General features: G+C 77.2%; 8 protein-coding genes. 2 read left to right on the plus strand and 6 right to left on the minus strand.

Translation table 11 applies throughout. The features are described from left to right. Positions 1–15: 15 nt before the first annotated feature. The 4 genes from IEW07_RS11295 to leuS all read right to left on the minus strand — a co-directional run bounded on the left by IEW07_RS11295 (position 16) and on the right by leuS (position 7,415). A complete protein-coding gene (locus tag IEW07_RS11295; protein ID WP_188537281.1) occupies positions 16–2,682 on the minus strand; it encodes a ComEC/Rec2 family competence protein in 2,667 nt (888 codons plus the stop codon). Continuing rightward, entirely contained in the window at positions 2,679–3,788 is a 1,110-nt protein-coding gene (locus tag IEW07_RS11300) for a ComEA family DNA-binding protein (protein WP_229741788.1), read from the minus strand. The genes IEW07_RS11295 and IEW07_RS11300 overlap by 4 nt, the downstream gene beginning before the upstream one ends. Positions 3,789–3,933: 145 nt before the next feature. After that, on the minus strand, positions 3,934–4,902 hold the full coding sequence (locus IEW07_RS11305) for a DegV family protein (RefSeq protein ID WP_229741790.1): 969 nt from the start codon (positions 4,900–4,902) through the stop codon (positions 3,934–3,936). A gap of 20 nt (positions 4,903–4,922) precedes the next feature. Further along, positions 4,923–7,415 carry a leucine--tRNA ligase gene (gene leuS, locus IEW07_RS11310; protein WP_188537282.1) on the minus strand — a complete coding sequence of 831 codons (2,493 nt, stop codon included), beginning with the start codon at positions 7,413–7,415 and terminating at the stop codon, positions 4,923–4,925. A gap of 200 nt (positions 7,416–7,615) precedes the next feature. On the opposite strand from leuS, the gene IEW07_RS11315 reads away from it, so the two are divergent. Both IEW07_RS11315 and IEW07_RS11320 read left to right on the plus strand, forming a co-directional pair. Continuing rightward, the gene (locus IEW07_RS11315) at positions 7,616–8,773 is read left to right on the plus strand and encodes an alpha/beta fold hydrolase (RefSeq protein ID WP_188537285.1); all 1,158 of its coding nucleotides are present in this window, start codon (positions 7,616–7,618) and stop codon (positions 8,771–8,773) included. Next, a complete protein-coding gene (locus tag IEW07_RS11320; RefSeq protein ID WP_188537286.1) occupies positions 8,770–9,888 on the plus strand; it encodes a glycosyltransferase family 4 protein in 1,119 nt (372 codons plus the stop codon). The genes IEW07_RS11315 and IEW07_RS11320 overlap by 4 nt, the downstream gene beginning before the upstream one ends. Here IEW07_RS11320 and IEW07_RS11325 read toward each other — a convergent pair. Continuing rightward, on the minus strand, positions 9,872–11,998 hold the full coding sequence (locus tag IEW07_RS11325; RefSeq protein ID WP_188537287.1) for a primosomal protein N' family DNA-binding protein: 2,127 nt from the start codon (positions 11,996–11,998) through the stop codon (positions 9,872–9,874). The two genes, IEW07_RS11320 and IEW07_RS11325, sit on opposite strands and share 17 nt — an antisense overlap. Before the next feature lie 2 nt (positions 11,999–12,000). Further along, positions 12,001–13,206 carry a methionine adenosyltransferase gene (gene metK / locus IEW07_RS11330; protein WP_188537289.1) on the minus strand — a complete coding sequence of 402 codons (1,206 nt, stop codon included), beginning with the start codon at positions 13,204–13,206 and terminating at the stop codon, positions 12,001–12,003. Positions 13,207–13,258: the final 52 nt, after the last annotated feature.

Below are 13,258 nucleotides of genomic sequence, written 5' to 3' on the forward strand. Positions count from 1 at the left end.
CCCCCCGCGGACGGCTCAGCGGTCGGCGGGGACGGCCCGGAGCCGGTCCCCCTCGCGGAGGAGGAACACGCCCCCGTGCTCGTCGGTGCGCAGCAGGGGCACGCCTGCGCGGGCGAGGTGGGACAGGATCTGCGGGTGGGGGTGGCCGTAGTCGTTGTCCCGGCCCACCGAGACCACGGCCAGGCGCGGGCTGGCGGCGTCGATGATGTCGGTGCCGCCGTTGCGGGCCCCGTGGTGGGAGAGCTTCAGGACGTCGACGTCGGCCAGGGGCCCGGCGGTGCGCAGCAGGGCACGGGCCCCGTCCTCCTCGAGGTCCCCGGCGAGCAGCCAGGAGACCGTCGTGCCGTCCTGGCCGGTGAGCTCGGCGCGCAGGGCCAGGGAGGCGTCGTTCTCCTCGGACGACGACGCGGGCCCCCGCCGTCGCGGGGCGGGTCCCTGCGGTGCGAGCACGGTGAGCCGCAGGTCCCCCAGGGTGCGGGTCTCCCCCGCGGCGGGCCGGTGCACGGGCGTGCCGGGTGCGGCGGCGTGGACCTGCTCCGGGGGGCCGGGGGCCGCGGTGGAGTACCAGAGCTCGGCGACGTCCGCGCGGTGGAGCGCCCCGGGGAGCCCGCCGGTGTGGTCGGCGTGGGCGTGGGTGAGGACCACCAGGTCCAGGCGCTCGACCCGGCCCCGCTGCAGGCACCGCTCCAGGGCCCGGGGCTCGGGGCCGGTGTCCACGAGCACCGCCCGGCCCGGGCCGGTGCGCAGCAGGACGGCGTCCCCCTGGCCCACGTCGCAGACCAGGGCCTGCCAGTCCGGCGGGCCCCTGCGGGCGTCGAGCACGGCCCGGAGGACGGGACCGGCGAGCAGGAGCAGGGCCAGGACGGCGACCGCGGCGCGCCGCCGGCGTCGGCGCCGGGCCGCCCGGCGCCGGTCCTCCTCCGTGGGGGCGGGCGGGGCCGGTCCGTCCCGGAGGGTCCCGCTGACCGGCCGCGGGCGCCGGCGCCGCAGGTCCAGGACGTGGACGCCCAGCACGAAGGCCGCGCTCGGCACGGCCATGAGCAGCGCCCCGGCCGGCCCGTCCGGCCACGGGGCCAGCGCGGCCGGGGCGCCGGCGAACAGGCGGGCGGTCCCGGCGACCAGTCGCGTGCCCGCGGCACCCGCGGTGAGCGGCACGAGGGCGGCCTCGGCGAGCGCTGCGGGGGCGCCGGGCAGGCCCAGCAGGAGCAGGCCGGCCAGGCCGCACACGGTCACGAGCGGCACGAGGGGTCCGGCGAGGACGTTGGCGGGCAGCGAGTACACGGGCACGGCGGGCTGGAGGAGCACCACCACGGGAGCGCACCACGCCTGGGCGGCCGCCGGGACCGCGACGGCGATCCCCAGGACCTCCGGGACCCGGGTCCCCAGCAGCCGGGCGAGCGGGCGGGCGCTCACCACGATCCCGGCGGTGGCGAGCACGGAGAGCACGAACCCGTACTCCGCGGCGAGCGCCGGGCGGACCACGAGGAGCGCGACGACGGCGCCGGCCAGGGTCGTGAGGGAGAGGGCGGTCCGGCCGGTGAGCAGGCCGGCGGCCCCGAGCGCTCCCATCACCGCGGCGCGCAGCACCGAGGGGTCGGGGCCCACCAGGGCGACGAACGCGCCGAGGGCGCCGAGGCCGGCCAGCAGGCAGGTGCGCCGGCCCGCGCCCAGGGCGAGGACCGCGTGTCCGGCCAGGGCCGTGACGAGAGCACAGTTGGAGCCCGAGACGGCGGTGAGGTGGGTCAGCCCGGTGTCCTTCATGGCCTGCTCCAGCTCGGGATCCAGGCCGGAGCGCTCGCCGAAGGTCATGCCGGGGAGCAGCCCGGCGGCGTCGGGGCCCAGGCCCGCCGCCGCGACCACGAACCGCGCCCGCACGTCCTCCCGGGCGGTGCGCTCCGGGGCGGGCAGCACGCCGGGCGGGGCGGCGGCGCGCAGCACGGGGGTGCCGGCCTCCTGACCCCCGTCGGCCCGGAGCACCGCGGTGAGGCGGGCGCCGGGGGCGAGCCCGGCCCACGCGGGCCCGTCCGCGAACACGGTGGCCGGCGTCTCCACCCGCTCCCGGTGCCCCTCGTGCACGATCTCCTCCAGGGCCAGCTCGAGCACCACCCCCGTGCGGTCCTCCCCGGCGGCGGGGGCGTCCGGCCCCGGGGCCGACCACGGTCGCGGCGGATCGAGCACCCGGGCGGTGACGGTCAGCGTCCCGCCGTCGGTCAGGACCGTGCCGAGGGCCCCGGTCGCCGGCCGGTCGGCGGCCGCGCTGAGCAGCACGGCCGCCGCGGCGAGGGCGGCCAGGGCCAGCGCCGACCAGGATGCGCTCCCGCGCGGGGGTCCGTTCCGCCTCCCGTCGGCGCGAGCCCCACCAGCTGCGCCGGCCCGGCCCGCGCCATGTCCCGGGGGACGGGGACTTGGAGGCTGGCCCGCCGCGGGTCCCCGCGCTACGACGTCCGCCACAGCCCGCAGGACGACCCGGAGCACCGCCCCCAGGAGCGCGAGCACCACGACGCACGCCGCGGCCCCGAGCGCGGCCTGCGCGAGCGGCAGGCGCGTGCCCAGCATCCCGGCGGCCCAGGCGGCCAGGGCGGCCGGGAGCAGGCGCAGGTCCCACGTCCGCCCGGGTGCGCGGGCATCCCGGTGGGCCTGGTGCTCCAGGGCCCCGGCCCACCACGCTGACAGGCTCCTCACACGGTCACCAGGGGCAGGAGGGCCTCCAGCACGGCGGGGCCGACCCCCGGGACGGCGTCCAGCTCCTCGACGGACGTGAACCCGCCCTGCCCGTCCCGGAACGCGACGATCCGCTCGGCGAGCACCGGCCCGACCCGCGGCAGCGCCTCCAGGTCCGCGGCCGTCGCGGCGTTGAGGTCCAGCGGGCCACCTGCGCCGGGCGCGGCGGGCGCTCCGGGCGCCGCGGCCCCGTCCGGGGACGGGACAGCAGCGGACAGGGAACCGGGGGACGGGGCGGGCGCCCCGGCGGCGGGGTCGCTGTCCGCGCCGGGGATGAGCACCTGCTGCCCGTCGGCGACGGGGGCGGCGAGGTTGACGCCCCCGGTGACGGCGGCCCCCGTGAGCCCCCCGGCGGCCTCGACGGCGTCCACGACCCGGTCGCCGGCCGCCACCTCCACCACGCCGGGACGCGCCACCTCCCCGGTGACGTGCACGAGCAGGGTCCCGCCCGGCGCGGCCCCGTCGGCGGGCCCCGTGCCCGGCGCCGCGCGGGGCGGCGGAGCACCGGACGACGCACCCGGCAACGCACCGGGCATGGCACCGGGCATGGCACCGGGCATGGCACCGGGCATGGCACCGGACGGTGCCGCGGCGGGGGCCGTCGCGGCAGAGGGTCCTGCCACATCCACCTCGGCCAGGGCGGAGCCCTCCCCTGCGCCGGGGCCCGGTCCGAGCACCGCCCAGGCCAGGACCGCCACCCCGGCGAGGGCCAGGAGCAGGAGGGAGTGCGGGACGCGGGTGCGGGCGGCGACCTCCCACCGGTGTCCCGGGCCCGTCCCGGCGCCGGAGGGGTCCTCACCGGGCCGGCGGGGAGGCGTCCCGGACGGCACGCCGCCGGGGACGCCGCCGGCAGTGCCGGCAGGGTCGTCGCCGCGAGGACCGGAGGAGGCCTCGGCGAGCAGCGCCGCCAGCCGCTCCGCGGAGCCGGAGGCGGGGCCGGAGCCGGTACCGGCGCCGGGGCCGGGGCCGGGGCCGGAGCCGGGGCCGGGGCCGGGGCCGGGGCCGACATGGGGTTCGGGGTCGGACGGCGTCGGGCGGCGCCTGCCGTGGTGCGCGGTGCCGGTCATGGGGACCAGCCAACCCCCGCGACCCTCCTCCGCGGAGCGCGCGGAGCCCGGCTGGGGACGGGAGCGCCCGCGCGGGGCGGCTGGGGAGCCCGGACACCGGGCCCTCCGCGGAGCGGATGGAGCGGGAGGCTGGTGGGGCGGGAGCTCAGCTCCCGGGCGGCACCGGGTGCAGGACGGGCCGGGCGGAGGGGCCCTCGACGACCGCGGCGCGCGCCCCGAGGCCCACGTGGGCGGCCAGGACGGGCGGGAGCTGGGAGACGACGAGCGTCGCGTCGGGGCGGTGGGCCTCCACGAGCTCCTCGCCGAGCTCACGGGCGCCGTTCTCGTCGCCGAGGTGGTGCATCACGAGCACCGGGTCCTCGTGCTCGGAGGTGGCCAGGGCCTCGCCCACCAGCGCCGCGAACCGCGCGCGGGCACGGGCGGGCGAGCGGGGCTTCTCCACGGCGACGAGCTTCCCGTCGGCGATCGACAGCAGCGGGCGGATCTGCAGCACGGCGTTGAGCACCGCCGAGGAGGGGGCGATCCGCCCTCCACGGCGCAGCGAGTCCAGGGAGGGCACCCACAGCAGCAGGGTGTTGTCGCGGCTGCCCTCGCGGGCGGCCGCGGCGACCTCCTCCTGCCCGGCGCCGGTCCCGGCGACGTTCCACGCCTTCTGCGCCCCGAAGCCCTGGGCCATCGCCGCGGTGCGGGAGTCCACGACCGTGACGGGCACGTCGATGGCCTGCCGGGCGATGCGGGCCGCCCCCGTGGTCCCGGACAGCTCCGCCGACAGGTGCACGGAGACGATCCCCTCGTAGCCCGCCTCCTGCAGCCGCTGGTAGACCCGCCGGAACTGCCCCGGGGAGGGCCGGGAGGTGGTCACCGGCCGTCCCTCCGCCAGCGCGAGGATCAGGGCCTGCGGGATCTCGTCGTCGTGCGGGCCGTCGGGGACGGGGAAGATCTGCCCGTCGATCATCACGGGCATCTGCACGACCTCCAGCCCGCCCTCCCGCGCGGCGGTCTCCAGCCACGCGGGGGGCAGGGCGGCGGCATCGTCGGTGACCACCGCGATCCGGCGCCGCGCCGCCGGGGGCTCCGGAACGGCGTCCGCCTCGGGGTCCGCCACCTGGTCCACGGCCGGGTCCACGGGCGGGCTCAGGCCACGATGTTGACGAGCTTGGGCGCCCGCACGATCACCTTGCGGATCTCGGCGTCGCCCAGCTGGCGGCGGACCGTCTCCGAGGCCAGGGCGAGCTCGCGCAGCGCGTCCTCAGTGATGTCCACCGGCACCTCCAGCCGGTCCCGGACCTTGCCCTTGATCTGGACGACGGCGGTGACGGTGTCGTCCACGAGCAGGGCCGGGTCCACGGCCGGCCAGCCGGCGACGACGACGGAGCCCTCGTGGCCCAGCGCGTGCCACATGTCCTCGGCCGTGTACGGGGCGACCAGCGACAGCAGCACCGACACCGCCTCCACGGCCTCGCGCACGGCAGGGTCGGCGGGACCGCAGCCGGAGTCGATGGCCTTGCGGACCACGTTGACGAGCTCCATGGTCTTGGCGATGACCACGTTGAACTTCCCGGCGTCCAGGAGCTGCGCGGCGTCCTCCACGGCCCGGTGTGCGGCCCGGCGCACGGCCCGGTCCCCCGCCGCCGGGTCGGCGCCCGGCTCCGAGGCCACGTCCTGCGCCAGGCGCCAGGCGCGGGCGAGGAACTTCTGGGAGCCCTGCGGGGAGACGTCGGCCCAGTCCACGTCGTCCTCGGGCGGGGAGGCGAAGACCATGGTCAGGCGCACCGCGTCCACGCCGAACGCGTCGAGCTGCTCGCCCAGGTCCACGCCGTTGCCCAGGGACTTGGACATGGCCTTGCCGCCGTTGAGCACCTGGCCCTGGTTCAGCAGCGCCTTGAACGGCTCGGTGAAGTCCACGAGCCCGAGGTCGTGGAGCACCTTGGTGAAGAACCGGGAGTAGAGCAGGTGCAGGATCGCGTGCTCCACGCCGCCCACGTACTGGTCCACGGGCAGCCACTTGCGGGTCTCCTCGAGGTCGAACGCGGCGTTCTCGTCGTTCGGGGAGGCGAAGCGCAGGTAGTACCAGGAGGAGTCCACGAACGTGTCCATGGTGTCGGTGTCCCGCAGGGCGGGGCCGCCGCAGGCGGGGCACTCGACGTTGACCCAGTCCTCGGCCGCCGCGAGCGGCGACTGGCCGCGGGGCGCGAGCTGCTCCCCGCGCAGGTCGTCGGGCAGCCGCACGGGCAGCTGGTCCTCGGGCACGGGCACCTCCCCGCAGGCCGGGCAGTGCACGATCGGGATGGGCGCGCCCCAGAAGCGCTGGCGGGACAGCAGCCAGTCGCGCAGCCGGAAGTTGACCTGGCGGTTGCCGGTGCCGGCGGCCTCGACCATGCCGATGGCCTTCTCGATGGCCTCGGTCTTCTCCAGCCCGGACAGCTCGCCCGAGTTGATCAGGGTGCCCTCGCCCGTCGTGGCGACGCCGGTCGCCGCCGGGTCCTCCTCGCCGGTGTCGAGCACGGCCCGCACGGGCAGGCCGAAGGTGCGGGCGAAGTCGAGGTCGCGCTGGTCATGGGCGGGCACGGCCATGATCGCCCCGGTGCCGTAGTCGGCCAGCACGTAGTCGGCGGCCCACACGGGCAGCTTCTCGCCGGTCAGCGGGTTGACCGCGTGGCGGCCCAGGAACACGCCGGTCTTCTGCCGGTCGGTGGCCTGGCGCTCGATGTCGGACAGCGCCTTGACCTGCTCGCGGTAGGCGGCCAGCTCCGCGGCGTGCTCGGGGGCCACGACCTCCGCGGCCAGCTCCGCGTCCGCGGCCACCACGAAGAACGTGGCGCCGTAGAGGGTGTCGGGACGGGTGGTGAACACGGTGACCTCGCGGTCGGCCCCGTCCTCGCCGGCCCCCTCGATCACGAACCGCACGTGGGCGCCCTCGGAGCGGCCGATCCAGTTGCGCTGCATCGCCAGCACGCGCTCGGGCCAGTGGCCCTCCAGCGCGGCCATGTCGTCGAGGAGCCGGTCGGCGTAGTCGGTGATCTTGAAGTACCACTGGTTCAGGGCCTTCTTCGTCACCGGGGTGCCGCAGCGCTCGCACGCGCCGTTGACGACCTGCTCGTTGGCGAGCACGGTCTGGTCCTTCGGGCACCAGTTGACCGGGGAGTTCTTCCGGTACGCCAGTCCCTTGCGGTGGAACTGCAGGAACAGCCACTGCGTCCACCGGTAGTACTCCGGGTCGGAGGTGTGGATCTCCCGGGACCAGTCCGCGCTGATGGCGTAGCGCTGGAAGGACGCCTTCTGCGTGGCGATGTTCGCGTAGGTCCACTCGGCCGGGTGCGCGTTGCGCTTGATGGCCGCGTTCTCGGCGGGCAGGCCGAAGGAGTCCCAGCCGATCGGGTGCAGGACGTCGTAGCCCCTCTGCCGCCAGTAGCGGGCGACGACGTCGCCCATCGCGAACGCCTCCGCGTGGCCCATGTGCAGGTCGCCGGAGGGGTACGGGAACATGTCCAGGACGTAGCGGCGCTCCCGCGTCCCGTCGTCGACGGGCGCGTAGACCTTCTGCTCCTCCCAGAACGCCGGCCACCGCGCCTCGATGGCGCGGACGTCGTACCCGGTGGTCTCGGTCGTGTGCTGCTGTTCGGTCACGTTCCTCGCCTTCGCGGTCGCGTCGGCGGCGTCCGGGCATCACGGGGCCCCGGCGGCGCGCCGACGGTGGTGGGATCCGTCCCATCCTAGCCCAGCGGGACGCGCCCCGGCCGCGCCGGGCCGGGGATCCGCGGCGAGCCGATAGCATCGACAGCGGGCCGGCGGACACCGGACGAGCACCGGCCCGCAGGGAGGACAGGATGTCGGAGAGCACCGCGCCCCAGGGCCCCGCCGGCCGGGAGCCGGTCGCGGAGGGCCCCTGGCCGGAGCGCAACCCGTACGCGGAGCGGCGCAGCGTCGTGCTCGACGGCTACAAGGTCCGGTACTGGTTCTACGACGTCGACCGCACCCGCAAGCCCCTGGTCGTCATGGTCCACGGCTTCCGCGGCGACCACCACGGCCTGCAGCTGATCGCAGACCGGCTGCGGGACCGCTACCACGTCGTCGTCCCCGACCTCCCCGGCTTCGGCCGCTCCGAGCCCTTCCCGGACCGCCCCCACGACGTCGCCGGGTACGCGGAGTTCCTCCGCCGCTTCGTCGAGGTCCTCACCGCCGGGGCCGTGCACGACCGCCCCGCCCCCGGGAGCACGCCCGGGGCCGGCTCGGGAGACGAGAAGGCAGTGGAGGCCGACGGCGGGCCCGGCCGCGGCATCGTGCTGCTGGGCCACTCCTTCGGCTCGGTGGTCGCCGCCCACTTCGCCGCGGCCCACCCTGCCATGGTCGAGCGGCTCGTGCTGGTCAACCCCATCTGCGAGCCCGCACTCGAGGGCAGCCGCGCGGCGCTGAGCCGGCTGACGGGCACCTACTACCGGCTCGGGAGGGTCCTGCCCGCGGCACTCGGCCGCCGCCTGCTGGCCAGCGGCGCCGTCACCGACGGGATGAGCGAGGTGATGACGAAGTCCCCGGACCCGGGGCTGCGCCGCTACGTGCGCAACCAGCACCGCGCCTACTTCTCCGTCTTCGCGGACCGCGACGTGCTGATGGAGGCCTACGAGGCGTCGGTCTCCCACACGGTCGCGGAGGTCGCCATGCAGCTGACCATGCCGACCCTGCTGGTCGTGGGCGCCGAGGACGAGCTCGGCTCCGTGCCCGCCCAGCGGCGGATGGCCTCCTGGATCCCCCGCCACCGCCTGGAGGTGCTGGAGGGCCTGGGCCACCTCATCCACTACGAGGCGCCGGGGCGCACCGCGCAGCTCGTCGACGGGTTCCTCACCGGCCCCGCCCCCGAGCCCGCCGACGCCCCGCCCGCCCTGCACGAGCAGCTCCCGCCCGCGGGCGCCGCCGAGCCCGAGACCGCCCAGTTCACCGGCCTGCAGCAGGTGGTGCGGCGCGGCCGGCACCGCAGGAGCGGCCCGTGAGGCTGCTCATGGACGCCCGCTACACCCGGCTGGGGCGCCACGACGGCATCAGCCGCTACGGCGCCGGGCTGATCGGGGCCATGGCCGGGCTGGCCGCGGCCGACCCGGGGCTGGACCTCGCGATGCTCGTGAGCGACCCCCGGCAGCTGGCGATGCTCCCCGACGTCCCCCACGTGACCGGCCCCTCCCCCGTGTCCGCGGCCGAGGCCGCCACGGCCCTGGTCGTGAACCGGTACCGCCCCGACGTCGTCTTCTCCCCCATGCAGACCATGGGCTCCGCCGGCCGCCGGCACGGGCTGGTGCTCACCCTGCACGACCTCATCTACTACGACCACCCGCAGCCTCCCGCGGACCTGCCCGCCCCCGTGCGCGGGGGCTGGCGGCTCTACCACAAGGCCTGGTGGCCGCAGCGGGTGCTCCTGGACCGCGCCGACGCGGTGGTCACCGTCTCGGACACCACCCGGGAGCTCATCGCCGCCCGCCGGCTCACCCGCCGCCCCGTGCACGTGGTGCCCAACGCCCCCCGGCCCGGCTCCGTGCTCGAGCCCGCCGCCGCCCTCGCCCGGCTGCCCGGCCGGGAGAAGGTGCTGCTCTACATGGGGGCGTTCCTGCCCTACAAGAACGTGGAGACCCTGCTCCGCGCCGCCGCCCGGCTGCCCGACCACGAGCTGCACCTGCTCTCGGGCATCTCGCCGGGCCGCCGCGCCGAGCTGGAGGCCCTCGTCCCGGCCGGGGCGCGGGTCGTCTTCCACGGCGGGGTCTCCGAGGCCGAGTACGCGCGGCTGCTGGGCCGGGCGGCGGCCCTGCTCACCGCCTCCCGCGCCGAGGGCTACGGCCTGCCGGTCGTGGAGGCGCTCGCCGCGGGCACCCCGGTCGTGTGCAGCGACCTGCCGATCTTCCGGGAGGTCGCCGGGGACGCGGCCGGCTACGCCCCCGCCGACGACGACGCCGCGTTCGCGGCCGCCGTGCGCGCCCTCGAGGACCCGCGGCGGCGCCGGGCCCGCGTGCTGGCCGGCCTGGAGCGTGCGCGGGCATACTCCTGGGAGGACTCGGCGCGGGCCCTGCTCGACGTCGCCCGCGGCGTCCACGAGCGGCGGCTCACAGCAGGTCGGTGACGTCGCAGCGCACGTGCACCGGGGCGTGCTTGCGCAGCGCCGACGCCTCGGCCCGGGCCGCCCGCAGCCGGCGGGTGACCTCCGCCGCGGTCCCGTAGCCGAAGAACAGCAGCACCCGGTGCGGGGCGGGCTCCCCCGCCGGGCCCGGCTCGTGGTCCTCGAGCGGGGTCGGGCCGATCACCCGCACCCCGGGCGGCAGCTCGAGCGCGGCGAGGAACGCGGCCACCGCCGCGGCCGGGCCGGTCAGCGCCGCCGAGCGCACCGCCGGGGGCAGCCCCAGGGCCTGCCGTTCGGCGAGCTCCCGCTCCGCGTGCCCGGCCGGGTCCCAGCGCACCAGGGCGCCCACCGCGCTCTCGTGCTCCGCGGTGACGACCACCACGCCGCCGTCCCGGGCCCGGCGCACGAGGGCCGCGGCGTTGAACCACCGGCGCAGCGTCTGCTCCGCCGCGCGCAGCGCGGGGCGCATGAGCATCAGGTTGCCGTCGAGCAGCAGCGCGGCCGCGTAGCCGCCCTCGGCCACCGGCTCCGCCCCCGGGGTCGCCACCACCAGGGCGGGCGTGCCCGGCACGGTGGCGCGCACGGTCTCGCCCGAGGACGCGACCACGGGCACCTGCGGGAACGCCCGGCCCAGCTCCTCGGCGGTGCGCAGGGCCCCGACCGTGACCAGGCGCATCCGCGGGGACCCGCACGCCGCGCACGCCCACCCGTGGGCGGAGCGCCCGCACCACCCGCAGCGCGGCACGCCTCGGCGCGAGACCACGCCCAGGGGCCCCTCGCAGTGCGCGCACCGGGCGGGCTCGCGGCAGCGCTCGCACGCCAGGTGCGGGGCGTAGCCGGCGCGGGCGACCTGCACGAGCACGGGCCCGCGGGCCAGGGCCTCGCGGGCGGCCCGGAACGCGGTCTCGGGCAGCCGGGCGCGGCTGGCCAGGGGGTCGCGGGCGGCGTGGTAGGAATCGGCGGTCGACACGATCCGGGGCATGTGCGTGCGCAGCACGTTCCGGGGCGGGGCGACCCGGCGGGCCCACCCGGACACGACCAGCCGCAGGGCCTCGGGGCTCACGGCGTGGCCGGCGAACAGGGCGGCGCACCCGGTGCGCTCGGCGCGCAGCAGCAGGACGTCGCGGGCGTGCTGGTAGGGGGCGCGCTGCTCGACGAGGTTCTCGTCCCCGTCGTCCCAGCAGCACACCAGGCCCAGGTCGTCGACCGGGGCGTAGGCGGCGGAGCGGGTGCCCAGCACCACCCGGACCTGCCCGGTGGCCGCCGCCAGGAACGCGCGGTAGCGGGGGGTGGGGCCGTCCTCGGCGTGCAGGCGCACGAGGTGCTCGGCGCCGATCTCGGCGGCGACGGCGCGCTCCAGCCGCGCGAGGGCCTTCTGGTCCGGCACGACCGCGACGGCCCCGCGCCCGGCCCGCCAGGCGGCCCCGACGGCGGCGGCCAGCACGTCGGTCCAGTCGTGGGCGGGGTGGGAGGGCAGGACCTCGACGACGGCCCGCGGCGCGCCCCCGGCGCCCAGCTCGGCCAGGACCGCCGGGCCGCCGGCGTAGTCGGCCCACGCGGCGTCGTGGGAGGGCCCGGGCGCCTGCGGAGACAGGCCGGTGGAGCGGTCCGGGCCCTCGGCGAGGCGCTGCTCGACCTCCCTCTCGACCTCCTTCTCGACGCGGGCGACGCGCGGGGGGACCGCCACGCGCACGACGTCGGCGACGGTGCCGGCCGAGCGCGCCGCGACGTCCTCCGCGAGCCGGGCGATCTCCGGTGCGAGCACGGGCAGGGGCGAGAGCACCCGGCGCAGCGGCTGCAGGCGGGTCATCACCTCGGAGTCGGCGGCCCGCTCCAGGACGAAGCCCGTGAGCACCTGCCCGCCGAACCCGACCTTGACCCGCACCCCGGGCACCGCCGTGGCGGCCAGCTCGGCCGGCACGGCGTAGTCGAAGGGCCGGTCCAGGTGCGGGACGTGGGTGTCCAGCAGCACCCGCGCGACGGGGTCGTGCTCGGCCGGCAGCGCGGCGCCCACGCCCTTGGCGTCGGGACGGGGGGGCCGCGGCGGGAAGCCCGAGAGGAGGGACAGCTGCCGCGGGGCCTCCGCGGCGGCCGGGGGCTCCTCCGGGTCCATGCTCAGGCCCCGGCGGCCGACCGCAGGTCCGCGACCCTGTCCGTGCGCTCCCAGGTGAAGTCCGGTCCCGTGCGGCCGAAGTGCCCGTGCGCGGCGGTCTGCGCGTAGATGGGCCGCTTGAGGTCCAGGTCCTGGATGATCGCCAGGGGGCGCAGGTCGAAGACCTCGTGGATGGCCCGCTCGATCCGGGCGGGGTCGACCTTCTCGGTCCCGAAGGTCTCGACGTAGAGGCCCACCGGGGCGGCGCGCCCGATCGCGTAGGCGACCTGCACCTCGACCCGGTCGGCGAGACCGGCGGCCACCACGTTCTTGGCGACCCAGCGCATCGCGTACGCGGCGGAGCGGTCCACCTTCGAGGGGTCCTTGCCGGAGAACGCGCCGCCGCCGTGGCGGGCCATGCCCCCGTAGGTGTCCACGATGATCTTGCGCCCGGTCAGCCCGGCGTCGCCCACGGGCCCGCCGCGCACGAAGTTGCCGGCGGGGTTGATGATCACCTTCGTGGCGGACAGGTCCAGCCCGGACTCCTGGAGCACGGGCGTGATGACGCTCTGGCTCAGGTCGGAGGCCAGCTGGTCGAGGTCGTAGCCCTCGGCGTGCTGGGAGGAGACCACCACGGTGTCCACGGTGACGGGCCGGTCGCCGTCGTAGCCGACCGTGACCTGGGTCTTGCCGTCCGGGCGCAGCTCGGGCAGCACCGCGGTCTTGCGCACGCGGGTGAGCTGCTCGGAGAGGCGGTGGGCGATGGAGATGGGCGCCGGCATGAGCACCGGCGTCTCGTTGGAGGCGTAGCCGAACATGATGCCCTGGTCCCCGGCGCCCTGGGCGTCGCGGGCGTCCACGGCGGTGCCCTCGCGCACTTCGAGGGACTTGAAGACGCCCTCGTAGATCTCCCGGGACTGCTCGCCCACGCTGATCGAGACCCCGCAGAACTCCCCGTCGAAGCCGTGCACCGAGGAGTTGTAGCCGATGTCCAGCAGGCACTTGCGCACCACGCTGGGGATCTCCACGTAGCCGCGGGTCTTCACCTCGCCGGCCACGTGCACGAGGCCCGTGGTCACCATCGTCTCGACGGCCACGGAGGACTCGGGGTCCTGGCGCAGGAGGTCGTCGAGGATGGAGTCGCTGATCTGGTCGCAGATCTTGTCGGGGTGGCCCTCCGTGACGGACTCGGAGGTGAACAGTCTCAGGTGCTGGGTCGTCTCGCTCACGGGAGACCACACTACCGTCCGCCCCGGACGCCGCAGCGCGCCAGGGGTCGCT

It is taken from the genome of Kocuria dechangensis (genome assembly GCF_014636775.1).
GTDB classification, from domain to species: domain Bacteria; phylum Actinomycetota; class Actinomycetes; order Actinomycetales; family Micrococcaceae; genus Kocuria; species Kocuria dechangensis.

Bases quoted from the DNA above. Each gene is read 5' to 3' on its own strand.
- IEW07_RS11315 (WP_188537285.1), top strand. From the start codon at position 7,616: ATGTCGGAGAGCACCGCGCCCCAGGGCCCCGCCGGCCGGGAGCCGGTC.
- IEW07_RS11300 (WP_229741788.1), bottom strand. From the start codon at position 3,788: ATGACCGGCACCGCGCACCACGGCAGGCGCCGCCCGACGCCGTCCGAC.
- IEW07_RS11325 (WP_188537287.1), bottom strand. From the start codon at position 11,998: ATGGACCCGGAGGAGCCCCCGGCCGCCGCGGAGGCCCCGCGGCAGCTG.